Source organism: Streptomyces sp. WAC 01529 (assembly GCF_003945545.1).
In the GTDB taxonomy this organism is placed as follows: Bacteria; Actinomycetota; Actinomycetes; order Streptomycetales; family Streptomycetaceae; genus Streptomyces; species Streptomyces anatolicus.
Map to the genome: position 1 here is coordinate 1,732,126 of NZ_CP029617.1, position 23,639 is coordinate 1,755,764.

Genomic DNA, 23,639 nt, shown 5'->3' on the forward strand with positions numbered 1-23,639 from the left:
CCATGGATCTTGGACTGAAAGACCGTGTCTACGTGGTCACCGGCGCCACCCGCGGCCTCGGCAACGCCACCGCGCGCGAGCTGGTCGCCGACGGCGCGAAGGTCGTCGTCACCGGCCGCGACGAGAAGACCGTCGCCGAGGCGGCCGCCGAACTCGGCCCGAACGCGGTGGGCGTCGCCGCCGACAACGCCGACCCGGCCGTCGCGGAGCAACTGATCGCGGCGGCCCGCGAACACTTCGGCGGCTTCGACGGCGTACTGATCAGCGTCGGCGGGCCCGCGCCCGGCTTCGCCGCGGACAACACCGACGAGCAGTGGCAGGCCGCCTTCGACTCGGTCTTCCTCGGCGCGGTGCGGCTCGCCCGCACCGCCGCCGCGGAGCTGCGCGAGGGCGGCGTCATCGCGTTCGTGCTGTCCGGTTCGGTGTACGAGCCGATCGCGGGCCTGACGATCTCGAACGGCCTGCGCCCGGGGCTCGCCGGGTTCGCCAAGTCCCTCGCGAGTGAGGTCGGCCCGCGCGGCATCCGCGTCCTCGGGGTGCTGCCCGGCCGCATCGCCACCGACCGCATGCGCCAGCTCGACGGGCTCTCCCCCGACCCGGAGGGGACCCGCGCCGCCAACGAGGCGGGCATCCCGCTGCGCCGCTACGGCACGCCGGAGGAGTTCGGCCGCACGGCGGCGTTCCTGCTCTCGCCCGCCGCCTCGTATCTGACGGGGATCATGGTGCCGGTGGACGGCGGCGCGCGCAGGGGCTTCTGACAGCGGAGGCGCGCAGGCCCGCGGGGCCGGCGGGGGTTCGTGCGAGGGTCAACTCACGCGCTCGGCGCGGTGCTTGACCCCGCGCAGCCGCACCGTGGCGGGCAGGCTCGCCAGGCCCGCCGAATCGCGGGCGGGCGCGAGGACCTCCGCGGAGAACCGGTGCAGCGCCTCGGACGGCGTGGCGTCCGGGGCGAGCACGAGGTCCACGCGCGCCCGCGGTGTGCCGCGCCGTCCGGTCAGGGCGGTGCGGGCCCGCTCGACGCCGTCCAGCGCCTCGGCCTCCCCGGCCAGTACGTCCTCCATGGCACGCCCGCGCACCAGCGCGCCCTCGCCGTCCCCGGTCGCCACCAGGACCTCCGCGAGGCGGCGCCTGCGCAGCTGCGCCGAGAGCCACCACAGGGCGAGCAGGACGATCACGGCGAGAGCGGCGATGACCGCGGGCCAGAACCATCCCTCGTCCCGCCAGCGCGTCCGCTCGGCGGTGCTGAGCAGGACGTCGTGCCGCCCGTCGTGGAGCCACCACGAGGGCGGCGAGGCGCCGAGTCCGATGGCGAGGACCGAGCCGCCGAGGACGAGCAGGACGAGTCCGGCCAGGGCCAGGAGCACGCGGTTGACCGTGCGCGGCATCGCGCTCACCCCTTCCTTCCCGGCCGGGCGACATGGACCGAGAGCCTGGGGGCGCGCTCCAGGCCGAGGTCACGGATGCCCTCGGCCAGCGTGGCGTCCAGGTCGCCGCGTACGTCGTCGAGTTCACGGAAGTGCGAGACCGCCCGCACGTCCACCTTGGAGCGCGTCATGCGGACCCGCGCGGACTGCACGCCGGACACGTCAGCGGCGCGGTCGCGCAGCACGGTGGCGGCGGCGTCGCGGTACAGCCCGGCGCGTACGCCGGAGTCGGTGCGCCGCATCGGCAGCAGCGCGCGCTGGCCCGGGGTCGCGGCGAGCACGAGGAGCCAGAGTCCGGCGAGGGCGGCGACGGCGGCCCCGGCGAGCACCGCCGTGTCGTCGAGGGGCCGGTCGGCGAGGCGGTGGGCGAGTTCGCGCCGCCACCACATCGCGGGGTGGTCGGCCCGCACGGCGACGACGTCGTACAGGAGGAGCCCCGCGCCGCCCAGGACCAGCAGGGCGAGGAGGGCTGCGGGGCCCCGGCGCGGCGACCAGAACCGGGAGGCCTTGGTGGCGGACTCGTCGCCCGAGAGCGTGGGCAGCGGGTGGGGGGTGGCGCCGCTCCGCGGAGGTTCGGTCATCGTGTCCTCCCCTGTGCCGCGGCGCGGACCCGCGCCGAGTGCAGCCGCTCCACCTGGACCACCACCTCGGGCACGTCCATTCCCGCCAACGTCCTCACCCGCTCGGTGACTTGATGGCGCACGGCACCGCACTGGCGGCCGATGTCGCACGGGTAGTCCAGTTCGAGGCTGACGCGGACGCGGGCGCTGTCGTGGCGTACCGAGACCGTGGCGTGCGGCGGGGAGCCGTCGGCGGGCACGGTCCCCACCGCCTCGCGCGCCGCCCGTGCGGCGATCTTCGCGACGACCCGGTCCGCGATCCGGGTGGCGCCGCGTTCCCCGGGCGCGACCTGTGGCGCCACCGCTCACCGCCGCCGGTCGCCGCGGCCGCGGAAGAACTCGCCGGGCTCCAGGTCCCCCTCCAGGAACCGGCCGGCCACGAAACCGATGGCGCCCAGGGCGGCCACCAGCAGGAACGCCCCGAATCCGCCGAAGTATCCGGCGAAGCCGAGCGCCATTCCCGCCACCATGCCGATCACGGCCATGTTCATCGTGCGCTCCTTAGCGAGAATCGTGCGCTCCTCAACGAGGCGCGACTGGGGGTGGAGGTCTACTGGAGGCGGCCCTGGGATTCTTCGTCGTCGTCCTCGTCGGGCAGCTTCACATCGCTCACCGCGATGTTGACCTCGACGACTTCGAGCCCGGTCATGCGCTCGACGGCCGCGATCACGTTCTCCCGTACGTCCTGCGTGACATCGGCGATCGGCACGCCGTACTCGACGACGATCTCCAGGTCGAGGGCGGTCTGCACCTCGCCGACCTCGGCCTTCACCCCGCGCGACACGGATTTCGAGCCGCCGGGCACCCGGTCACGCACGGCACCGAAGGTCCGCGCGAGGCCGCCGCCCATCGCGTGCACGCCCTCGACGTCGCGCGCGGCGAGCCCGGCGATCTTCTCCACGACTCCGTCCGCGATGGTGGTGCGGCCCCGGCTCCCGGGGTCACCGCCGCCGCGCCTGGCCGCGCCGCCGGTCAGGCCTTGGTTCGGGGAGTCCTTCTCCAGCGTCTGAGCCGTCTTCCGCTCTCCGGTGTCGGTCATCGCCGTGCCGTCCGTTCCGCGAGGGGATCTGCTTTCTTTGCCCACATTAAGACGGGTTGCGCTGCGGCGCTCCGGGGATGCGGCAGGGTGGAGTCATGACGGGTGACGGTTGGACCGAGGCGGTACGCCGACAGCTGGGCCTCGGGCGGGTGCTGCCGCTGGGTGGCGCGCGGGACGGCACATGGGTGACGGAATCGGCGTCGGGCGGCGCACTGCGCCATACGGCGCAACGGGTCGCCGGAGTACGCCTCGGCTCGGTCCGGATCGCCCCGGCCGATCCGCACGGCTCGTACGTCGCGGCCGTGCCGCCACCGCCGAGCGCGCTGCCGCCGGGGCCGCTGCGGATCACGGCGGAGTTCGCGGCCGCCACCGGCGAGCCGCTGCCCGCCGCGGCGGACCGGCTGCGCGCCGCGCTCTCCGAGGCGGCGGACCGGCTCGGCCTCGTGGTCGCCGAGGTGGATCTGCGGGTGACGGCCCTCCTCGACGAGGGCGACGACCCCGGTGGCGTACGCCCTGAAGAACCCCGGACCGGCGAGGCCCGGGCGCCCGAGGGCGACGGCGACGAGGCGCGTGCCGGACGGGCCGCCCTGGCGGTGCCCGGGGTGACCCGGCTGACCGGCGCGCTCGGCCCGGCCGTGCACATCGAGGAGCGCCCGGCGACGGACGCGCTGCCGCGTCGCCACGCGCGCGTGGAACTCGCGACGGCCCGGGAGCACCGCGCCCTGGACGTGGCGCTCGCGGTCCGCGCGACGGTCGCCGACGTCCTGCCGGACCAGCCTTCGGTGGCCGTACTGGTCACCGCGGTGGAGTAGGCCGTACGGAAACGCTCGACGAGCGCGGCCCCTCGTGGTGCGGCGGTTCTCCGCCGCTGTCGGCTGCCGGACCGTGACGCCGGCAGCCGACTGTGTCTTGTTATGGCTCGCGGTCTCCGGGCGGGAATTGGCCGAGTGGGGCGGGCGGTGCCCGTGGTGAGTGTGTGGTCGGGCCGTGATGCGGATCGGGACTGTCCTGTTCGGCGGCCAACCGGATGCGGCGCCCTGGGGTGAGGGACCGGAGCGCTGGTAGACCGTCGGTGCGCGTTCTCGGTTCACAGCTTTTCCCTCGCGACCAAGGGAGACATCGTGCACAAACACACAAGGATGCTGTCCGCGCTCGCGGCGAGCGTGCTGGCGGCGGGCCTCTCCGTCGGCGCCACCGCCCAGGCCGCTCCCGCGCCCTCCACGGCGAAAGCGACCGGCACCGCCACCTCCGACGGCGGCGAACTGGCCGCGAAGCGCGCCCTGACAGCGACCGGCTCGGCGCCGGACTCCGTCTCCGTCGTCACGCTCGGCGGGGTGGGCGCGGCCGACTGGCGCGCGACCCGGTACGGCTACACCGGCACCTTCCGCGACGGTTCGAGCATTCTGGACGTCGCCTGGACCTCTTCGCGCCTGGAGAGTTTCGGGATCGCGCCGGGCCGCACCATCTGGCACGCCTGGCCGGGGTCGGGCGGATGGAAGCAGATGCCGCACAACGGCCGGGCCGATGACGTCGGCGCGGCGGCGAAGGACGGCGCCCGGCGTGCCGTCTCGGTGTGGGTCAACAACAGCGGTTACTGGTGCAGCGTCGACCCGGGCAACGGCCGCTGGGGCGCCTGGAGCCGCTGCTGAGCCCACGTGAGCGGTCGCGGCCAGGACCCCGCGCCCGGCGGCGGGTCCTGGCCGGGACGTGGGACCGGCGTCAGTCGCCGAGGCCCGCGAGGTCGCGCAGGCGGCGGCCCTGTGCGGCGCGCTCGGCGACGCGCTGGTCCTCGTAGGAACGGCCCGTGGCGCCCTGGAGCAGTGCCTTGGTCTCGATGACGGCGTCACGGGGCGCGGAGATCAGCGCCGCCGCCAAGTCCTTGGCGGCGGCGTCGAGTTGGTCCGCGGGGACGACGAGGTTGGCGAGGCCCACGCGCTCGGCCTCGTCCGCGTGGACGAAGCGTCCGGTGGCGCAGATCTCCAGGGCGCGGGCATAGCCGACGAGCCCCACGAGCGGGTGCGTGCCGGTGAGGTCGGGAACCAGGCCCAGGCTGGTCTCGCGCATGGCGAACTGCACGTCGTCCGCGGCGATCCGCAGATCGCAGGCGAGCGCGAGCTGGAAGCCGGCGCCGATGGCGTGGCCCTGGACGGCGGCGATGGACACGATGTCGCTCCGTCGCCACCAGGTGAACGCTTCCTGGTACTCGGCGATCGTGGCGTCGAGCACACCGTCCTCGCCGCGTGCCAGATCGAGGAAGGACGGCTCGCCGTCGAAGCCCTCGGGCGTGAACGCCTGCCGGTCGAGGCCCGCGGAGAAGGACTTGCCCTCGCCGCGGAGCACCACGACGCGGACGCTGCCCGGCAGCAGCTGACCAGCCTCGGCCAACGCCCTCCACAGCGCGGGAGATTGGGCGTTTCGTTTGGCCGGATTGGTCAGCGTCACCGTGGCGACGGCCTCGTCGATGGTGAGGCGTACGCCGTCCTTGTCGAGAACCGGTGCGAGCTCGCTTTCGGACGAAGCCATGGGTGCCTCCGATGGGGTGCGGTCGGGCCGGGTGCTCGGGAGCGCCCGTAAGTGACTGCACAGTAACCACCCGGCCGCTCACACGATCGACCGGGTGGCCACCATCGGACCATGGGTACAGCGGGTCGCCTGCCGTCAGCCGGCGGCGGCCTTCTTGCCTCGCGTCGCCCCGCCGCGTCCCCGCAGCGTGACGCCGGACTCACTGAGCATCCGGTGCACGAACCCGTAGCTACGGCCGGTCTCTTCGGCCAACGCCCGGATGCTCGCACCACCGTCGTACTTCTTCTTCAGGTCTGCCGCGAGCTTGTCGCGCGCGGCGCCGGTAACCCGGCTGCCCTTCTTCAGAGTCTCGGCCACCCGTGCCTCCTCATGGGAAGTGCGCTCTGGACTTCTCATGATCACCCCTCGCGGGCTTCCTGGCCACCCATTCGGCAAGGTCGGTACGACGAGGTTTGCCGCGAAGGCGGGCCCCACCACGAGTGGAATCCGTCATTCCGCGTCCGAGATTCCGTACGCCGGACCGAACCACGCGACGAATTGCCAGGTCAGCGGGGTGCCGGGCGGGATGCCCGGCATCATGCCCCGACGGCCGCGACATCCGTGTATGACACACCTCGGTACGAGGACGGCTCACACAGATGAGGGATCACCGCTCGGCCGAATGATCCATACTCAGTGGATCAGTGGTTCGATCACGCTGAGTGGACGGCTCAGGCGAGCGCCACCAGGTCCGCGTAGTCCTGGCCCCACAGGTCCTCGACGCCGTCCGGCAGCAGGATGATCCGCTCCGGCTGAAGCGCCTCGACCGCGCCCTCGTCGTGCGTGACGAGGACGACCGCGCCCTTGTAGGTGCGCAGGGCGCCGAGGATCTCCTCGCGGCTCGCCGGGTCGAGGTTGTTGGTGGGCTCGTCGAGGAGCAGGACGTTGGCCGAGGAGACGACGAGGGTCGCGAGCGCGAGCCGGGTCTTCTCACCACCGGAGAGCACTCCGGCGGGCTTGTCGACGTCGTCCCCGGAGAAGAGGAACGAGCCGAGCGTCTTGCGCACCTCCACCAGGTCGAGGTCGGGGGCGGCCGAGCGCATGTTCTCCAGGACCGTGCGCTCGGGGTCCAGGGTCTCGTGCTCCTGGGCGTAGTACCCGAGCTTGAGGCCGTGGCCCTCGATGACCTGGCCGGTGTCGGGCTTCTCGGCGCCGCCGAGCAGTCGCAGGAGCGTGGTCTTGCCCGCGCCGTTGAGGCCGAGGATGACGACGCGCGAACCCTTGTCGATGGCGAGGTCGACGTCGGTGAAGATCTCCAGCGAGCCGTACGACTTCGACAGGCCCTCGGCCATCAGCGGCGTCTTGCCGCACGGCGAGGGCTCGGGGAAGCGCAGCTTGGCGACCTTGTCGGACCTCCGCTCGGCCTCCAGACCGGCGAGCAGCTTGTCCGCGCGGCGTGCCATGTTCTGGGCGGCGACGGTCTTGGTGGCCTTCGCGCGCATCTTGTCGGCCTGCGAGTGCAGGGCGGACGCCTTCTTCTCGGCGTTCTGGCGCTCGCGCTTGCGGCGCTTCTCGTCGGACTCGCGCTGCTGCTGGTAGAGCTTCCAGCCCATGTTGTAGACGTCGATCGCGGAGCGGTTGGCGTCCAGGTAGAAGACCTTGTTGACGACCGTCTCGACGAGGTCGACGTCGTGGGAGATCACGATGAAGCCGCCGCGGTACGTCTTCAGGTAGTCCCGCAGCCAGACGATGGAGTCGGCGTCGAGGTGGTTGGTCGGCTCGTCCAGGAGGAGCGTGTCGGCGTCCGAGAAGAGGATGCGGGCCAGCTCGATGCGGCGGCGCTGACCACCGGAGAGCGTGTGCAGGGGCTGGCCGAGCACGCGGTCGGGGAGGTTCAGCGCGGCGGCGATGGTGGCGGCCTCGGCCTCGGCGGCGTACCCGCCCTTGGTGAGGAACTCCGTCTCCTGGCGCTCGTACTGCTTCATGGCCTTGTCGCGCGTCGAGCCCTGGCCGTTGGCGATGCGCTGTTCGTTCTCGCGCATCTTGCGGATCAGGGTGTCGAGGCCGCGCGCGGAGAGGATGCGGTCGCGGGCGAGCACGTCAAGGTCGCCGGTGCGGGGGTCCTGGGGGAGGTAGCCGACCTCTCCGGAACGGGAGATCGTGCCGCCCGCGGGGATGCCCTCGCCCGCCAGGCACTTGGTGAGGGTGGTCTTGCCCGCTCCGTTGCGGCCGACGAGGCCGATGCGGTCGCCCTTCGCGATACGGAAGGAGGCGTTCTCGATGAGGATGCGGGCGCCGGCGCGCAGCTCGATGCCGGAAGCGGTGATCACGGGGGTACTCCTGAACAAGGTGGACGGCGAGAAGGACGACTGGTTGCTCGGGGCCGGTGTCTACGCCGTCCAACTGAGGAGAGGAGCTGCCATGGCAGCCATTCTAACGGGCGAACGCAACTAGTTTTCTGGGCTCCGGCCGCCGCTGCCGCCCCGCTCCAGGTCTCCGTTGCCCAGCGGGGTGCGGCCGGGAACGATCCTTCCGTAGTCGTCCACCGCGATGACCTGCGAGGTCCAGGCCGCGGTGGTACCCGCGCAGGGCTGGGCGACCAGGAGGGCGCCGTCGCGGCGCAGCGAGCGGGCCGGTTCGAAGGCGCAGCCGCGGCGGGCGGGCAGGATCCAGCGCAGGTCGCCGTCCGCGGTGCGGTAGGCGGCGATGCGGTGCGGGGTGACGACCGCGAGCATCCGGGTGTCCGCGGTGAGGGGCTGGAGGACTCCGGCGCCGTCGCGTGCGGCCGGGGTGCGCAGCCAGGGGGCGCTCTCGGGGATGGCGCGGTGCCAGCGCACGGAGCGGCCCCCTGCGCGCTCGGTGTCGGTCACCAGGCCGTCGCTCCAGAGCGCGAAGGCGTGCCCGGGCGCGGCCAGGACCGTGACGGGGCGGCGCCCTTCCCGGGTGTACGTCCAGCGGTGCTCGCCGCTCCTCGTGTCGTACGCCTCGACGGCCCGCCCCCTGACCTTCAGCCCGGGATCGACGCGGGGGTTCTCGCCGTCCACGCGCGCGTGGACGGTGAGGTGGTCTCCGTAGGGGGCGGGCCGCGAGTGGTGGGCGGCGGTGACGAGCGGCAGGGCGAGCAGCGCGAGGGCGACGGGGAGGGCGATGCGGGTGCCGGTGTGGGTGGGGGGCGCTTCGACGCCGGGCGGTGCGGTGTCGGGGGCGGCCGACGGCGCGGGCGATGCGGGCGGTGCCGACGGTGCCCTCTGGGGGGTGGGTCGGTCGGTGGTCGGTGCGAGTGGCGTGGCCGGCATGACGCCCCCCTTCGGTACCACGGGCCCACGGATCAGGCGCAGAGCGTAGCGGCGGGGGCGCGGGCTGCCGCGGTGGTGTCGGTGCGACACGGCGCGGGAAGTGGTGCGCGTCCCCCGTTCGGACCTCCGTCCGGCGCCCGGCGGGGGCGGGCGTACCAGGATGAGGTGGCCGGAGCTCTCGGTGCGGGGCGGCGCGTGCCGCCCCCGGTGCGACGCAGAGGGGTGCGCCCATGCAGTTCGACGACGACGCCAATCTGGACACCTCCGAGGTGCGGGACGTGCGCGGGAGTCGGATCCCCGGCGGCCGGGCGACCGTGGGCGGCGGCATCGCCGGTCTCATCGCGCTGGTGCTCGGCCTCGTCTTCGGAGTCGGCCCCGACCAGCTGGGCCTCTCCTCCGGCGACGAGGAGCCCGAGGCCTCGTCCTCGTCCCTCGCACAGGTGCAGCAGAACTGCCGCACGGGCCGGGACGCGAACACCAAGGACGACTGCCGCATCGTGGCGGTGGTCAACAGCGTCCAGGACTTCTGGCGCCCGGAGTTCCAGCGCAGGCAGGCCTCGTACTCCCCCGCGCAGACCGTCCTGTTCACCGGCCGCGTGGGCACCGCCTGCGGCGCGGCGACCTCGGCGGTCGGCCCCTTCTACTGCCCGGGGGACCGGAAGGTCTATCTGGACCTGGGCTTCTTCGACGAGCTGCGCACGAAGTTCGGCTCCACCGGCGGCCCCTTCGCGCAGGCGTACGTCGTGGCCCATGAGTACGGACACCACGTGCAGAACCTGACGGGGATCCTGCGGCGCGCCCAGGACGGGCGCACGGGCCGCGAGAGCAACGCGGTCAAGGTCGAGCTGCAGGCCGACTGCTACGCCGGTGTCTGGGCGCGGCACGCGACCCGCAGCCCGGACGAGCGCACGGGCAAGCCGCTGATCAGCAGCCTCGACGAGGCGGACATCCGGGACGGCCTGGACGCGGCGGCCGCGGTGGGCGACGACCGGATCCAGGAGAGGTTCCAGGGCCGGGTCACCCCCGAGTCCTGGACCCACGGCTCGGCCGAGCAGCGCCAGCGGTGGTTCTACCAGGGGTATCGCACCGGTGACATGGGGCAGTGCGACACCTTCCGGTGAGCGCGGGTCGCGTTCCCGTGCGTACGGATCCCACCAGTGAGTACGGATCTCATCTGATCGGAGTGATCGGCATGGCAGGCGGCGACAGTGGACGGCCGAGCGTCTTTCCCACGCTGCTGTACGCGGACGCGAGGGCCGCGATCCGGCAGCTGACGGAGGCCTTCGGCTTCACCGAGGTGAACGTGTACGAGGGCGAGGGCGGCCGGATCGCGCACGCAGAGCTGGCCCAGGGGAACGGCATGGTGATGCTCGGCTCCAAGGGCACGGGCGGCGTCTTCGACCAGGTGATGAAGGACGCGGGGCCCAGCGGCGTGTACATCGTCGTGGACGACGTCGACGCCCACCACCAGCGGGCCAAGGAGCACGGCGCGGAGATCCTGATGCCCCCGACCGACCAGGACTACGGCTCGCGGGACTACATGGCCAGGGACGCCGAGGGCAACGTATGGAGTTTTGGGACCTACGCCCCCCGGCCGAAGCCCTGAGGGTCACTCGCCGCCGGTGTGCACCTGGAAGGCGGCGCGGCGCACGGCCTTGGCGAGCGCCGGGTCGGGGTGGGCCGCGGCGAGGGCGACAAGGACCTGGACGGTGCGGGGGTGCCCGGCGCGGCGGACCTCGTCGATGAGGGCGGGGACGGTGGGCTGGACCGCCGACTCCAGGTGCCGGACGAGGAGTTGGGCCTCGCCGTGGTCGGCGACGGCCGCCGCGGTGTCGATCCACAGCCAGGTGGCCTCCTCGCGGGTCAGCACGAGGTGGACGTCCTCGGGGTCGGCGCCCTCCTGCTCGGCGAGCCAGAGCAGGGCGTAGGGGCGCAGGGACGCCTCGTCGACGACGGCCCTGACCTCCGCCTCGGCCGGGGCGCCGACCACCCGCAGCGCCTCGAAGGCGAGTCCGCGCAGCAGGGCGTCCTCGCCGCGGGCGGCGGTGAGCAGGTCGGTGACGGCGCTGCCGACGGGGCGGGCGGCGAGCCAGGCGCGGTACTCGGCGCGGGCCGCGTTGGGGCGCAGGCGGGCGCAGCCGCGCAGCATCTCCTCGGCGGACTGCTCGATGTGACCCGCGGGGCTCTGCGCGGCGACGCAGATCTGCTCCAGCTTGACCCAGACCGCCCAGCTGCCGAGCGGGGTGAGCGTGGCCTGGCCGTCGGCGTAGGTGAGCGCGCCGACGGCGGCGAGGCCGTGCAGCGCCCAGTCGAGGAGGGCCGGGAGCGGTACCGCCTCCTCCGGGCGGTCGGCCGGGGCGGCGTCGGGCTCGGGCCGGGCCTCGATCCGGGTGTCGGGCTGGGTGTCGAGCTGGGGGCCGTACGCGATCTCGCAGCGCTCGGTGCGCAGTTCCGTGACGCGCTGGTCGAGCAGGTCGAGCAGTTGCGGCACGGGGACGGGGCCTGCCGAGAGCTGGAGGAAGGACAGGAGCTGCGGCATGGCCTCGACGACCTCGGCGACCGCGGCGGGGGCGAGGTCGTCCGGCGCCGGATGGGCCAGTGACCAGGCGTCGAAGAGGGCGACCCAGCCGCGCAGCACGGCGGTGTCGTCGCGGTCCCAGGCGCGCAGGCGCCAGCCGGGGCGGGCGCTGTCGCCGTGTACCTCGACGAGGCCCGCGAGGCGCGCGGTGTCCCAGTCGGCGCGGACCTGAGCGGGGGTCAGCCCCAGCTCGGCGGCGGCCCGTTCGGCGGTGGCGTCGGAGAGGGTGCCGTTCCCGTCGGGCTTGGCGCCGGTGCGGCCGGGGCCGGGGCGCAGGGCGGCGTCGGCCCAGCGGGCGACCCGCACGGCGTCGGCGAGGCCGGCGCGCGCCCTCCTGGCCAGCTCGGGGCGCGCGGGCGTGCCCTCCGGCGGGCGGGGCGCGGGACGGCGCGTGCGGCGGTTGCTCACCGCGCCGGGGGCGGCGGAGAGGGGTCGCGCTGGGTCGCGCCGGTCCTCTCCTCGCTTCTCGGCCCTCGGGTAGGGGGCGCGGACAAGTCGGAGCCTGGAGTCGCGCGGGGTACGGGACGTCACGGGAGCAGTCTTCCTGTTGACGGTCCGAAAACCCAAACGGAAGGGCGGCGGTGGCCTTCGGGAGGCCGCGCCGGCCGCATGGGAGAGAGCGGGCGAACCGTCACATCAGGGGGGTGAGAAAGCGGCGCAGCGCCTCTTCGTAGCCCCCCGGGTCGGCGTTCCACATGGCGCCGTGGGGGGCGCCGGGGACGACGCGGAGTGTGACCAGTTCCGGGCGCCGCCTGGCCAGTTGGCGGGAGAGGGCCCAGGGGGCGATGGCGTCGTCGGGGCCGTGCAGGAGGAGGGTCGGCACCTTCAGCGCGCCGGGGTCCGCGGCGGCGAGGACGCGGTCGCCGCGCAGGCCAGTGCGGCCCTGGGCGGCGCGGACCGCGAGCGGAAGGAGCGGTCCGGGGGTGCGGCGGGCCGCGGCGAGGGCGCGCAGGGTGGTCTCCCAGTCGAGGACCGGGGAGTCGAGGACGAGGCCGCTGACGCGGTCGCGCAGCGCGGAGTGGGCGGCGGCGTGCAGGCACATGGTGGCGCCGGTGGACCAGCCGTGCAGGATGACGTTGCGGGCGCCGTACCGCACGGCGTAGCGGATCGCGGCGTCCAGGTCGCGCCACTCCGTCTCGCCGAGATGGCCGAGGCCGTCCGCGGAGCGGGGCGCGCCCGGGTCGCCCCGGTAGGCGATGTCGAGCACGGGGAGCCGCATGCCGCGCAGGAAGTCCATGACGACCATGGGGTGTTCGCGGGTGGTGCCGAGGCCGTGCACGGTGATGACCCAGGTGTCGCGGACGCCGGGTACGAACCAGGCGGGCAGCCCGCCGAGTTCGCCGGGGATGTCGATGTCGGCGTGGTCGATGCCGAGCGCGGCGTGCGGGTCGCCGATGTGGACCTGCGGGGTGAGCCAGACCCTCGCGCCCGGTTCCAGGGTGCCGTGGGTGACGGCTTCGAGGCGGCGTACGACCGTGTCGGCCTCGTGCGGGGCCGACTCCAGGACGGGGCCGACGACGGCGTGGGTGCCGTTGCCGCTCAGGCCGTAGGTGCCGGGGCGCAGGCTCGCGAGGGCGCGGGTCAGGGAGACCTGGCCGGCGGCCGTGGCGTGCACGGTCAGGCGGGGCTCCGTCGGCAGCGGGCGGCCCGCCGGGGCCTTGAGGGCGGCGTCGCTGGCGAACCGCCCCGCCGCGATGGCGGCCGCGGCTGTCCCCAGGGCTGCTGTGACTGCGGTGACGGCCGCTGCCGTCGCTTTGGCTGGGCGCACGGTCCCAGTGTCCGGGGCGGGGGGCCCTGGGGCCAGTGGGCGGCACTCCCCGAGTGACGCCGAGTCCCCCCTGAGTGCCCCCGAGTGCCCCCGCGCGTCTCAAGGGGACGGCTTCTGGCCGTAGCCCCTCAGCTTCTCCTCCGCCTCCCTCAGCCGCTCGGGAGAGAGCAGCGTGGGTGTGTGGCCCGGTACCGATGAGGCCGTGAGCCAGAGGCGGGACATCCATTCCAGTTGCGCCGTGCGGTCGTACGCCTGGGACACGGAGTCTCCGTAGGTGACCGTGCCGTGGTTCTGGAGGAGGCAGCCCGTGCGGTCGCGCAGGGCCCGGAGCATGTTCTCGGCCAGCTCCCGCGTGCCGTAGAGCGCGTAGGGGGCCACGCGGACCGGGCCGCCGAGGACGCCCGTCATGTAGTGGACCCCCGGCAGCTCGGGGACCAGCATCGAGACGGCCGTGGCGTGCACGGCGTGGGTGTGGACGACGGCCCTCGCGTCGGTGGCACGGTAGATCGCGAGGTGCATGGGCAGCTCACTGGTGGGCGCGAGGTCGCCGAGGACCCGCCGCCCCGCGAGGTCGACGCCGAGCGCGTCCTCGGGCCGCAGCCGGTCGTAGGGCACCCCGCTCGGCGTGACGAGAACCGTGTCGCCGACGCGTACGGAGACATTGCCCGAGGTGCCGACCACCAGGCCGTCCGCCACCGTCCTGCGGGCCGTCTCCACCAGCTCGCCCCACGCCCGCCCGACGGCGTCCCGCTCCGCGCCCTGCCGCTGCTCAGTCATGGGGCGATCCTGCCAGCCGCTCCCGCGGCCCTCTCGCGGGGTGACAAGGATCTCTTCGAGGGCGCGGCGAACCGGCCGGAGCGGGGCGCGGCAAGGGCGCCCACGAGGGTGGTGGAAGGCGACACTCCGCCTGAATTGGCGGCCTCGGCGCACCTCTCCGTACGATCGTGATCAGTTACCTGATGGAGACGGAGCGGCGGCGCTCCACTTTGGGTCACCGCGCCGCCCGACCCAGTTCACTTTCCGTTCACCCAGGTTGCCTACGTTCCTCGTGCCACTGACGTCCAACAGAAGCCTGGGTAAATGGAACACATCACGCTTCTCCTCGGGATCGTGATCGTCACCGCTCTCGTGTTCGATTTCACGAACGGTTTCCACGACACTGCCAACGCGATGGCGACGACCATCTCGACCGGCGCTCTCAAGCCCAAGACGGCGGTGGCCATGTCCGCCGTGCTGAACCTCGTCGGAGCCTTCCTCTCCGTCGAAGTCGCCAAGACGATCTCAGGCGGCATCGTCAACGAGGACGGCCTCAAGACAGAGGTCATCTTCGCCGCGCTCGTCGGCGCGATCCTCTGGAACCTGCTGACCTGGCTGGTGGGCCTGCCCTCCAGCTCCTCCCACGCGCTCTTCGGCGGCCTCATCGGCGCCGCGGTCATGTCGATGGGCTGGTCGTCGATCAACGGCGGCACCGTCGTCACCAAGGTCCTGATCCCGGCACTCGCCGCGCCGCTCGTGGCGGGTCTCGCCGCGACGCTGGCGACGCGTCTGACGTACCGCATCGGCCGCAACACCGACACCAAGGCGACCGCCAAGGGCTACCGCTCCGGCCAGATCGCCTCCGCGGGCCTCGTCTCGCTGGCCCACGGCACGAACGACGCGCAGAAGACCATGGGCATCATCACGCTCGCCCTGGTCACCGGCGGTGTCCTCAACCCCGGCGCGAACCCCCCGATGTGGGTCATCGTCTCGGCCGGTGTCGCCATCGCCCTCGGCACCTACCTCGGCGGCTGGCGCATCATCCGCACGATGGGCAAGGGCCTCACCGACCTCCAGCCGCAGCAGGGCTTCGCCGCCCAGACCAGCGCCGCGACGGTCATCCTGGCCTCCTCGCACCTGGGCTTCTCGCTCTCCACCACCCAGTCCTGCTCCGGCGCCGTGATGGGCGCGGGCCTCGGCCGCAAGGGCGGCGTGGTCCGCTGGTCCACGGCGACCCGCATGTTCGTCGCCTGGGGCCTGACCCTGCCGGCCGCCGGCCTCGTCGGCGCGGGCGCCGAGTTCCTCACCCAGCAGGGCCCCTGGGGCATCGCGGCCACCGCCACGCTCCTGGTCGCCGGCTCGGCCGTCATCTGGACGCTCTCCCGGCGCAACGCCGTCGACCACACCAACGTCACCGACGACGACGTCCGCCACGACGACGACACCACGGGCGCCGAGCCCGTGGGCGTCGTGACCACCGCGATCGCCGCCGTCCAGCCGCCTCCGGCGGGCCCGCTGGCCTCCGTCGGCGCCTCCGCCGACGAGCCGGTCAGGGCCACCATCGCCGCCCCGACCTCGACCACGACCGGCGCCATGGCGGACCCCGCCCGGCCCGCGACGGTATAAGGACACATCAGCATGAACATCGACTGGGCAGCTCTCGGCTCCGTCTTCGGAGTCAGCCTCGCCGTGACGGTGGGTCTCGTGGGCCTCTTCACCCTCGGCATCATCGGTCTCTCCAAGCAGGAGACGGCGTCCGCGTCGGGCGCCGGAACCGGCTCCGTGGCGCTGGCGCGCACCGGCGCGTACGCCTGCTTCGCGCTGTGCGCGGCGGCCGTGACGTACGGGATCTATCTGATCGTCGCCTGACGGCACGACATCGTCGCCTGACGGCAGCGGTTTCCGGTGGGGTGCGGGACGTGGTTTCACGTCCCGCACCCCGCTGTCGTCTGTGGGGCTCCGCACACTCTCCCGCCGCAGGTCAACGGCGAGTTGACGGGCGTTCGCGGGGCGTGGTGGACTGCCGGGGCCAACTACGGCGGCAGAAGAGGAAGCCGGTGCGAATCCGGCGCGGTCCCGCCACTGTCACCGGGAAGCCACGACGCTCCCCGGAAGCCAGGAACTCTCGCCGCCGATCACGTCGAACCAGGGCGCGGACACCCTGAGTGAGGACAGATCGCCATGCGCGGCCGCCCGTTGCCGGACCAGTTCCCGAGCCTCAGCGCTCCTCTCCGCACAACGACGGGCTGAGCCCATGAGTGCCGATCGCGACTTCGCGTACGGCGCCGCCGCCGGACTCCTCGGTGACCTGCTGCTCGGCGATCCCCGCCGGGGCCACCCGGTCGCCGCGTTCGGGCGTGCGGCGGGTGCCGTCGAACGGAAGCTGTGGCGGGACCACCGCGGGTGGGGCGCCCTGCACGCCGTCGTCTGCGCCGGGGGCGCCGCGGGCGCCGCCGCGCTCGCCGCCCGGCTGGCACGCCGCTCCCCCGCCGCGTCCGTCGCGCTGACCGCCGCCGCGACCTGGGCCGTGGTCGGCGGGACCTCGCTCGGCCGGGAGGCGCGGGCCATCGGCGGCGCGCTTGCCGCCGGTGACATCGAGGTGGCCCGTGAGCGGCTGCCGCACCTGTGCGGACGCGATCCGCAGGCGCTGGACGCCGACGGCATCGCGCGCGCCGTCGTCGAGTCCGTCGCCGAGAACACCTCCGACGCGGTGGTCGGGGCGCTGGTGTGGGGCGCCGTCGGCGGGGTGCCGGGGCTCGTCGCGTTCCGTGCCGTGAACACCCTCGACGCCATGGTCGGCCACAAGTCACCCAGGTACCGCCGCTACGGCTGGGCCTCCGCCCGGCTCGACGACGTCCTCGGGTGGCCGGGGGCGCGGCTCACCGCCGGGCTCGCGGCGCTGGCCGGGGACTCCCCCTCAGGGGCGGTACGGGCATGGCGCGCGGACGCCGCACAGCACCCCAGCCCCAACGCCGGTCCCGTCGAGGCCTCCTTCGCGGGAGCGCTCGGCGTGCGGCTCGGCGGGACCCTCTCGTACGGCGGACGGGTCGAGCACCGGCCGGTCCTGAACGGGGACGGGCGGGACGTGCGCGTGGCCGACATCGAGCGGGCGGTGCGGCTCTCCCGACGGGTGAGCTGGCTGGCGCTGGGAGCCGCGGTGGCGGCCCGCCAGGTGCTGCGCTCGGCGAAGACCTCACGGTCGGCGAAGTCAGGGAGAGACTCATGAGTGGCGGACTGCTGGTCGCCGGGACCACCTCGGACGCCGGGAAGAGTGTCGTCACCGCCGGGATCTGCCGGTGGCTGACCCGCAAGGGCGTGGCCGTCGCGCCGTTCAAGGCGCAGAACATGTCCCTCAACTCGTTCGTCACCCGCGAGGGGGCCGAGATCGGACGGGCGCAGGCCATGCAGGCGCAGGCCGCCCGTGTCGAGCCGAGCGCCCTGATGAACCCCGTACTGCTCAAGCCGGGCAGCGACCGCTCCAGTCAGGTCGTGCTCATGGGCAAGCCGGTGGGCGAGATGAGTGCGCGCGGCTACCACGGGGGGCGTCAGGCCGCGCTGCTCGACACCGTCGTGGGATGCCTTGAGGAGTTGCGGGGCAGCTATGACGCCGTGATCTGTGAAGGGGCGGGCAGTCCCGCCGAGATCAATCTGCGGCGCACCGACATCGTGAACATGGGGATCGCGCGCGCCGCCCGCTTCCCCGTCCTGGTGGTCGGTGACATCGACCGGGGCGGGGTCTTCGCGTCCTTCTTCGGGACGACGGCGCTGCTGAGCGCGGCCGACCAGGAGCTGGTCGCCGGGTATCTCGTCAACAAGTTCCGGGGCGATGTCTCGCTCCTCGAACCCGGCCTCGACATGCTGCACGGACTCACCGGGCGGCGCACGTTCGGTGTGCTGCCGTTCCGGCACGGGCTCGGCATCGACGAGGAGGACGGTCTGCGGGTCTCCCTGCGGGGTGCCGTGCGGGAGTCCGTGGTGGCGCCGCCGGTCGGCGAGGACGTGCTGCGGGTCGCGGTCTGCGCGGTGCCGCTGATGTCCAACTTCACGGACGTGGACGCGCTCGCCGCCGAGCCGGGGGTCGTCGTGCGGTTCGTGGACCGCGCCGAGGAACTCGTCGACGCCGACCTCGTGGTCGTACCGGGCACGCGCGGGACCGTGCGGGCCCTTGAGTGGCTGCGCGAGCGCGGCCTCGCGGACGCCCTGGCGCGCCGCGCCGCCGAGGGGCGGCCGGTGCTCGGGATCTGCGGTGGCTTCCAGCTCCTCGGCGAGCACATCGAGGACGAGGTCGAGTCGCGCGCGGGCTCGGTGGACGGGCTCGGGCTGCTGCCGGTGCGGGTGCGGTTCGCCCGCGAGAAGACCCTGGCGAGACCGGTGGGCGAGGCCCTCGGCGAGCGGGTCGAGGGGTACGAGATCCATCATGGCGTCGCCGACGTCAGGGGCGGGGAGCCCTTCCTCGACGGCTGCCGGGTCGGCGAGGTGTGGGGCACGCACTGGCACGGGTCGCTGGAGAGCGACGCGTTCCGGCGCCGGTTCCTCACCGAGGTGGCGCGTGCGGCGGGGCGCCGTTTCGTGCCCGCGCCCGACACCTGCTTCGGCGCGCTGCGCGAGGAACAGCTCGACCTGCTCGGCGACCTGATCGAAGAACACGCGGACACGGACGCGCTGCTTGGCCTGATCGAGAACGGGGCGCCGGCCGGGCTGCCGTTCATCGCGCCCGGAGCGCCGTCGTGAGCGCCCTCGTGGGCGCCGTACTCGCGGGCGCTCTCGTGAGCGCCGCACCGCACCACCGCTTCAAGGAGGCTCTGTGAGTACCCCGTACCCGTTCACCGCTCTCGTCGGGCAGGACGACCTGCGGCTCGCGCTCTTGCTGAACGCCGTCTCGCCCGCCGTCGGCGGCGTACTCGTACGGGGTGAGAAGGGCACCGCCAAGTCCACCGCCGTACGCGCCCTCTCGGCGCTGCTGCCCGAGGTGCCTGTCGTCGCCGGGTGCCGCTTCTCGTGCGACCCCGCCGCGCCTGACCCGAAGTGCCCCGACGGTCCGCACGAGGCGGGCGGCGGCACGGCGCGGCCCGCGCGGATGGTGGAGCTGCCGGTCGGCGCGTCCGAGGACCGCCTCGTCGGCGCCCTCGACATCGAGCGGGCGCTCGCGGAGGGCGTCAAGGCCTTCGAGCCCGGACTGCTCGCCGACGCGCACCGGGGCATCCTCTACGTCGACGAGGTCAACCTCCTCCACGACCACCTGGTCGACCTCCTCCTGGACGCCGCCGCGATGGGCGCCTCGTACGTCGAGCGCGAGGGCGTGTCCGTGCGGCACGCCGCCCGCTTCCTGCTCGTCGGCACGATGAACCCCGAAGAGGGCGAGCTGCGGCCGCAGTTGCTCGACCGGTTCGGCCTCACCGTCGAGGTGGCGGCGTCCCGCGAGACGGACCAGCGCGTCGAGGTCGTGCGGCGGCGGCTGGCGTACGACGACGACCCCGAGGGGTTCGCCGAGCGCTGGGCCGAGGACGAGACCGCGCTGCGGGAGCGGGTCGTGGCGGCCCGCGCGCTCCTGCCCCAAGTCACCCTCGGCGACGGGGCGTTGCGGCAGATCGCGGCGACCTGCGCGGCCTTCGAGGTCGACGGGATGCGCGCGGACATCGTGATGGCGCGCACGGCGACGGCGCTGGCCGCCTGGGCGGGGCGTACGGACGTGGAGAGCGAGGACGTGCGGCAGGCCGCGCTGCTCGCGCTGCCGCACCGCAGGCGCCGCAACCCCTTCGACGCGCCGGGACTCGACGAGGACAAGCTCGACGAGACGCTGGAGGAGGCACGGGAAAACGAGGCGCCCGAGCCGCCTGAGGACGATCCCGACGGGGGCGGCCCCGACGGGAGTGGTCCCGGTGACGGTGGCGGGCAGCCCCCGGAGGGCGGCGGCCCCGACGCCCCGGAACTCCCCTCCCAGCAGCAGGGCCCCGACTCCGACGAGGCACCGGCGGCCCCTCAGGAACCGGCCCCGACCGCCGGCCCCGGAGCCGGCGAGCAGCAGCCCGTACGCGCCGCCGAGCCCTTCCGCACGAAGATGCTGAGCGTGCCCGGCATCGGCGAGGGCGCGGCGGGGCGGCGCTCCCGCGCCCGTACCGAGCACGGCCGTACGACGGGTTCGCGGCGGCCGAAGGGCACGCTGACCAAGCTGCACCTGGCGGCGACGGTGCAGGCGGCCGCGCCGCACCAGAAGGCCAGGGGCCGTTCCGGTACCGGCCTTGTCGTACGCCGTGACGATCTGCGGCAGGCGACGCGGGAGGGCCGCGAGGGCAACCTCGTGCTCTTCGTCGTGGACGCCTCCGGGTCGATGGCGGCGCGGCAGCGGATGAGCGCCGTCAAGGGCGCCGTGCTCTCCCTCCTCCTCGACGCCTACCAGCGGCGCGACAAGGTGGGGCTCGTGACGTTCCGGGGCAAGGACGCCGAGGTCGCGCTGCCGCCGACGTCGTCGGTGGACGCGGCGGCGGCCCGGCTGGAATCGCTGCCGACGGGCGGGCGCACCCCGCTGGCGGCGGGCCTGCTGAAGGCGCACGACGTGCTGCGCGTCGAGCGGCTGCGGGACGCGGCGCGGCGGCCGCTGGTGGTCGTGGTGACGGACGGGCGCGCCACGGGCGGCGTGGAGCCGGTGGCGCAGGCGGGGCGCGCGGCGCGGCTGTTCGCCGCCGAGGGTGTCGCCTCGGTGGTCGTGGACTGCGAGTCGGGTTACGTACGGCTGGGTCTGGCCGGGCAGTTGGCGGGCGAGCTCGGCGGGACGGCCGTGACGCTGGACGAGCTGCGGGCGGATTCGATCGCCGGTCTCGTCAAGAACGTACAGGGAATGAACTCGCCTTCCAGGAGGGCCGCTTAATGCCGCAGGGACAGCCGAGCGTCGTGCCGGACGACGGACTCACGACGCGCCAGCGCCGCAACCGCCCGCTCGTCTTCGTCCACACGGGCGTCGGCAAGGGCAAGTCGACCGCCGCGTTCGGACTCGCGCTGCGGGCCTGGAATCAGGGGTGGCCGATCGGTGTCTTCCAGTTCGTGAAGTCGGCGAAGTGGAAGGTCGGCGAGGAGAACGCGCTGAAGGTGCTCGGCGCCTCCGGTGAGGGCGGGAGCGTCGCCTGGCACAAGATGGGCGAGGGCTGGTCGTGGATCCAGCGCGCCCCCGCCGAGGGCGAGCTGACCAACGAGGACAAGGCCCGCGAGGGCTGGGAGCAGGTCAAGCGGGACCTCGCCGAGGAGACGTACAAGCTGTACGTCCTCGATGAGTTCGCCTATCCGATGCACTGGGGCTGGATCGACACGGACGAGGTCGTGGAGGTGCTGCGCGACCGGCCCGGCACGCAGCATGTCGTCATCACCGGGCGCAACGCCCCGCAGAAGCTGATCGACTTCGCGGATCTCGTCACCGACATGTCGAAGGTCAAGCACCCGATGGACGCCGGGCAGAAGGGGCAGAGGGGCATCGAGTGGTAGCTCGTCTCGTCATCGCGGCGCCGTCGTCGGGCAGCGGCAAGACGACCGTCGCGACGGGCCTGATGGCCGCCTTCGCGGCGGCCGGGCTCGCCGTCTCCCCGCACAAGGTCGGGCCGGACTACATCGACCCCGGCTACCACGCGCTGGCGACCGGCCGCCCCGGCCGCAACCTCGACGCGTATCTGTGCGGCCCCGAGCTGATAGAGCCGCTGTTCGCGCACGGCTCCGCCGGGTGCGATCTCGCCGTGATCGAGGGCGTGATGGGGATGTACGACGGGGCCGCGGGCCAGGGCGAACTAGCATCCACGGCGCATGTCGCCAAGTTGTTGCGGGCGCCGGTGGTGCTGGTCGTCGACGCGTCGTCGCAGTCGCGTTCGGTGGCGGCGCTGGTGCACGGCTTCGCCTCGTGGGACCCGGAGGTGCGGGTCGCGGGCGTCATCCTCAACAAGGTCGGCTCGGATCGGCACGAGGCGCTTCTGCGGGAGGCGTTGGAGGAGTCCGGGGTGCCGGTGCTCGGGGCGTTGCGCCGCGCGCCTCAAGTGCGGGCTCCCTCGCGGCATTTGGGGCTGGTGCCGGTCGCCGAGCGGCGGGCGGAGGCGGTGGAGTCCGTGGCGGCGCTCGCCTCGCAGGTGCGGGAGGGGTGTGACCTGGGCGCCCTGCTGGCACTGGCACGCAGCGCGCCGTCCCTGCGGGGGGCGGCGTGGGACCCCGCGTCGGGGCTCGGGTCATCACCGGCTTCGCCGGGTTCGTCCTCAAACGCCGGACGGGCTGGATTCTCCCCGGCCGGGCCCGGGAGGCGGCGACCCGTTGTCGCCGTCGCCGGTGGGGCCGCCTTCACGTTCTCGTATGCCGAGCACGCCGAACTGCTGGCCGCCGCCGGGGCCGAGGTCGTACCGTTCGACCCGCTCCACGACGAGGAGCTGCCGGAGGGGACCGCCGGGCTGGTCATCGGGGGCGGGTTCCCCGAGGTGTACGCGCCCGAGCTGTCCGCCAACGAGCCGCTGCGCAAGGCCGTGGCGCAGCTCGCGGAGTCCGGGGCGCCCGTCGCCGCCGAGTGCGCGGGGCTGCTGTATCTGGCCCGGGAGCTGGACGGGAAGCCGATGTGCGGGGTCCTCGACGCGCAGGCGCGCATGTCGCAGCGGCTGACGCTGGGCTACCGCGAGGCGGTCGCCGTCTCGGACAGTGTGCTCGCGGCGGCGGGGACGCGGATGCGGGGCCACGAGTTCCACCGCACGGTCGTCGAGCCCGGCGCCGGGGCGGCCGCCGCGTGGGGCCTGCACGCCCCCGAGCGGCGCGTCGAAGGCTTCGTGCAGGGGAACGTCCACGCCAGCTATCTGCACACGCACTGGGCCGCGCGGCCGGACGTGGCACGCCGCTTCGTCGACCGGTGTACGCCGTGACCGCCCGGGGCGGCTCGCGCCGCCGCTCATTCGGCGACGCCCACCACCGCCCAGATGAACGCCACGCCCGCCACCGTGCACAGCAGCGTCGAGCGGGCGGGGTGGTCGTGGTGTGCCTCGGGCAGGATCTCGGCGGCCGCGAGGTACAGCAGCGCGCCGCCGAAGAAGCCGAGGTAGCCGCCGAGCAGGCCCTCCGGGATGGTGAGGAGCAGCGTCGACGCGGCGCCCACCACCGGGGCGACCGCGTCCGCGAAGAGCATCGCGAGGGCCTTGCGGCGGGCGTTCCCGTACAGACTGGTGAGCGTGTACGTGTTGAAGCCGTCCGCGAAGTCATGGGCGATGACCGCGAGCGCCACGGCCACGCCCATGCCGCCGCCCACCTGGAAGGCGGCGCCGATCGCGACGCCGTCCATGACGCTGTGCCCGACCATCGCCGCGGCCGCCGTGAGGCCCACCTGGGGGACCCGGCCGTTCCCGTGCCCGGCGGCGCCGTGCGCGGCCTGCCGGACCGCGAGGAGGCGTTCCACCAGATGGGCGACGAGGAAACCGGCGACGAACAGGAGCAGCGCCGCCGGTACCCCGAAGACCGGCTCACCGGCGGCGTCCAGCGCCTCGGGCAGCAGGTCGAGGCCGACCACGCCGAGCATCAGGCCGCCCGCGAGCCCCAGCACGAGGTGGCGCCGGTCGGTGACCCGCTGGGCCGTCCAGCCGCCCACCAGGGTCATGAGGAAGGCGCCGAGCGCCACGAACACCGCCATGGGCCCTTGCTAGCCGATTGACCCC

At 73.8% G+C, this 23,639-nt stretch carries 25 protein-coding genes and 1 riboswitch; of the genes, 12 read left to right on the forward strand and 13 right to left on the reverse strand.

Translation table 11 applies throughout. The annotated features are described in order from the left end of the window. The first annotated feature begins 2 nt into the window (after nucleotides 1–2). Entirely contained in the window at nucleotides 3–758 is a 756-nt protein-coding gene (locus tag DMA15_RS07810) for an SDR family oxidoreductase (RefSeq protein WP_125511924.1), read from the forward strand. Between the two features lie 48 nt (nucleotides 759–806). On the opposite strand, the gene amaP is transcribed toward DMA15_RS07810, so the two are convergent. The 5 genes from amaP to DMA15_RS07835 are packed head-to-tail and all read right to left on the reverse strand — an operon-like array spanning nucleotide 807 to nucleotide 3,083. Further along, nucleotides 807–1,394, reverse strand: coding sequence for an alkaline shock response membrane anchor protein AmaP (gene amaP, locus DMA15_RS07815; protein WP_164551706.1), 588 nt, complete (start codon nucleotides 1,392–1,394; stop codon nucleotides 807–809). After that, the gene (locus DMA15_RS07820; RefSeq protein ID WP_240659709.1) at nucleotides 1,391–2,005 is read right to left on the reverse strand and encodes a DUF6286 domain-containing protein; all 615 of its coding nucleotides are present in this window, start codon (nucleotides 2,003–2,005) and stop codon (nucleotides 1,391–1,393) included. Before DMA15_RS07820 ends, amaP begins: the two co-directional genes overlap by 4 nt. Further along, a complete protein-coding gene (locus tag DMA15_RS07825; RefSeq protein WP_125511925.1) occupies nucleotides 2,002–2,346 on the reverse strand; it encodes an Asp23/Gls24 family envelope stress response protein in 345 nt (114 codons plus the stop codon). Before DMA15_RS07825 ends, DMA15_RS07820 begins: the two co-directional genes overlap by 4 nt. A 3-nt stretch (nucleotides 2,347–2,349) precedes the next feature. Further along, nucleotides 2,350–2,535 (reverse strand): hypothetical protein, encoded by a 186-nt coding sequence (locus DMA15_RS07830; protein WP_125511926.1) that lies wholly within the window; start codon nucleotides 2,533–2,535, stop codon nucleotides 2,350–2,352. 59 nt (nucleotides 2,536–2,594) lie between these two features. Beyond that, the gene (locus DMA15_RS07835) at nucleotides 2,595–3,083 is read right to left on the reverse strand and encodes an Asp23/Gls24 family envelope stress response protein (protein ID WP_125511927.1); all 489 of its coding nucleotides are present in this window, start codon (nucleotides 3,081–3,083) and stop codon (nucleotides 2,595–2,597) included. 95 nt (nucleotides 3,084–3,178) lie between these two features. On the opposite strand from DMA15_RS07835, the gene DMA15_RS07840 reads away from it, so the two are divergent. Next, complete coding sequence (locus tag DMA15_RS07840; protein WP_125511928.1) at nucleotides 3,179–3,895, forward strand: nucleopolyhedrovirus P10 family protein; 717 nt, start codon at nucleotides 3,179–3,181, stop codon at nucleotides 3,893–3,895. A gap of 309 nt (nucleotides 3,896–4,204) precedes the next feature. Then, nucleotides 4,205–4,732 carry a hypothetical protein gene (locus DMA15_RS07845; RefSeq protein WP_125511929.1) on the forward strand — a complete coding sequence of 176 codons (528 nt, stop codon included), beginning with the start codon at nucleotides 4,205–4,207 and terminating at the stop codon, nucleotides 4,730–4,732. A gap of 70 nt (nucleotides 4,733–4,802) precedes the next feature. Here DMA15_RS07845 and DMA15_RS07850 read toward each other — a convergent pair whose 3' ends face one another. The 4 genes from DMA15_RS07850 to DMA15_RS07865 form a co-directional block, all read right to left on the reverse strand. After that, nucleotides 4,803–5,606 (reverse strand): enoyl-CoA hydratase/isomerase family protein, encoded by an 804-nt coding sequence (locus tag DMA15_RS07850; protein ID WP_125511930.1) that lies wholly within the window; start codon nucleotides 5,604–5,606, stop codon nucleotides 4,803–4,805. Between the two features lie 135 nt (nucleotides 5,607–5,741). Beyond that, nucleotides 5,742–5,963, reverse strand: coding sequence for a helix-turn-helix domain-containing protein (locus tag DMA15_RS07855; RefSeq protein WP_055550175.1), 222 nt, complete (start codon nucleotides 5,961–5,963; stop codon nucleotides 5,742–5,744). A 353-nt stretch (nucleotides 5,964–6,316) separates the two neighbouring features. After that, nucleotides 6,317–7,915, reverse strand: a complete 1,599-nt coding sequence (gene abc-f / locus DMA15_RS07860) for a ribosomal protection-like ABC-F family protein (RefSeq protein ID WP_125511931.1) — start codon at nucleotides 7,913–7,915, stop codon at nucleotides 6,317–6,319. A gap of 120 nt (nucleotides 7,916–8,035) precedes the next feature. After that, a complete protein-coding gene (locus tag DMA15_RS07865; protein WP_240659710.1) occupies nucleotides 8,036–8,881 on the reverse strand; it encodes a PQQ-like beta-propeller repeat protein in 846 nt (281 codons plus the stop codon). A gap of 230 nt (nucleotides 8,882–9,111) precedes the next feature. Between DMA15_RS07865 and DMA15_RS07870 the strand changes: the two genes are divergently transcribed. After that, the gene (locus DMA15_RS07870; RefSeq protein ID WP_125511932.1) at nucleotides 9,112–10,002 is read left to right on the forward strand and encodes a neutral zinc metallopeptidase; all 891 of its coding nucleotides are present in this window, start codon (nucleotides 9,112–9,114) and stop codon (nucleotides 10,000–10,002) included. 71 nt (nucleotides 10,003–10,073) lie between these two features. Next, nucleotides 10,074–10,487 (forward strand): VOC family protein, encoded by a 414-nt coding sequence (locus tag DMA15_RS07875; RefSeq protein ID WP_125517413.1) that lies wholly within the window; start codon nucleotides 10,074–10,076, stop codon nucleotides 10,485–10,487. Nucleotides 10,488–10,490: 3 nt separating this feature from the next. Here DMA15_RS07875 and DMA15_RS07880 read toward each other — a convergent pair whose 3' ends face one another. The 3 genes from DMA15_RS07880 to DMA15_RS07890 form a co-directional block, all read right to left on the reverse strand. Next, complete coding sequence (locus DMA15_RS07880) at nucleotides 10,491–11,990, reverse strand: hypothetical protein (RefSeq protein ID WP_164551707.1); 1,500 nt, start codon at nucleotides 11,988–11,990, stop codon at nucleotides 10,491–10,493. Between the two features lie 100 nt (nucleotides 11,991–12,090). Next, on the reverse strand, nucleotides 12,091–13,227 hold the full coding sequence (locus tag DMA15_RS07885; protein ID WP_125511933.1) for a hypothetical protein: 1,137 nt from the start codon (nucleotides 13,225–13,227) through the stop codon (nucleotides 12,091–12,093). Between the two features lie 99 nt (nucleotides 13,228–13,326). Then, nucleotides 13,327–14,004 carry a class II aldolase/adducin family protein gene (locus tag DMA15_RS07890; RefSeq protein ID WP_125511934.1) on the reverse strand — a complete coding sequence of 226 codons (678 nt, stop codon included), beginning with the start codon at nucleotides 14,002–14,004 and terminating at the stop codon, nucleotides 13,327–13,329. A 303-nt stretch (nucleotides 14,005–14,307) separates the two neighbouring features. Here DMA15_RS07890 and DMA15_RS07895 point away from each other — a divergent pair, with 303 nt between their 5' ends. The 7 genes from DMA15_RS07895 to DMA15_RS07925 all read left to right on the forward strand — a co-directional run bounded on the left by DMA15_RS07895 (nucleotide 14,308) and on the right by DMA15_RS07925 (nucleotide 22,856). Further along, complete coding sequence (locus DMA15_RS07895; RefSeq protein WP_125511935.1) at nucleotides 14,308–15,609, forward strand: inorganic phosphate transporter; 1,302 nt, start codon at nucleotides 14,308–14,310, stop codon at nucleotides 15,607–15,609. Nucleotides 15,610–15,621: 12 nt separating this feature from the next. Next, the gene (locus DMA15_RS07900; protein WP_125511936.1) at nucleotides 15,622–15,852 is read left to right on the forward strand and encodes a hypothetical protein; all 231 of its coding nucleotides are present in this window, start codon (nucleotides 15,622–15,624) and stop codon (nucleotides 15,850–15,852) included. Nucleotides 15,853–15,990: 138 nt separating this feature from the next. Beyond that, nucleotides 15,991–16,128, forward strand: a riboswitch (cobalamin riboswitch). Between the two features lie 109 nt (nucleotides 16,129–16,237). Continuing rightward, on the forward strand, nucleotides 16,238–17,209 hold the full coding sequence (locus DMA15_RS07905; protein ID WP_125511937.1) for a cobalamin biosynthesis protein: 972 nt from the start codon (nucleotides 16,238–16,240) through the stop codon (nucleotides 17,207–17,209). Then, entirely contained in the window at nucleotides 17,206–18,714 is a 1,509-nt protein-coding gene (locus DMA15_RS07910; protein WP_125511938.1) for a cobyric acid synthase, read from the forward strand. Before DMA15_RS07905 ends, DMA15_RS07910 begins: the two co-directional genes overlap by 4 nt. A gap of 73 nt (nucleotides 18,715–18,787) precedes the next feature. Next, on the forward strand, nucleotides 18,788–20,848 hold the full coding sequence (locus tag DMA15_RS07915) for a putative cobaltochelatase (RefSeq protein WP_125511939.1): 2,061 nt from the start codon (nucleotides 18,788–18,790) through the stop codon (nucleotides 20,846–20,848). Beyond that, nucleotides 20,848–21,456 carry a cob(I)yrinic acid a,c-diamide adenosyltransferase gene (cobO, locus tag DMA15_RS07920; RefSeq protein WP_125511940.1) on the forward strand — a complete coding sequence of 203 codons (609 nt, stop codon included), beginning with the start codon at nucleotides 20,848–20,850 and terminating at the stop codon, nucleotides 21,454–21,456. Before DMA15_RS07915 ends, cobO begins: the two co-directional genes overlap by 1 nt. Further along, complete coding sequence (locus DMA15_RS07925) at nucleotides 21,450–22,856, forward strand: cobyrinate a,c-diamide synthase (protein WP_125511942.1); 1,407 nt, start codon at nucleotides 21,450–21,452, stop codon at nucleotides 22,854–22,856. The genes cobO and DMA15_RS07925 overlap by 7 nt, the downstream gene beginning before the upstream one ends. Before the next feature lie 26 nt (nucleotides 22,857–22,882). Here the strand turns inward: DMA15_RS07925 and DMA15_RS07930 are convergent, their stop codons facing one another. Beyond that, nucleotides 22,883–23,614: a ZIP family metal transporter gene (locus DMA15_RS07930; protein ID WP_125511943.1), complete on the reverse strand. Its 732-nt coding sequence runs from the start codon at nucleotides 23,612–23,614 to the stop codon at nucleotides 22,883–22,885. Nucleotides 23,615–23,639: the final 25 nt, after the last annotated feature.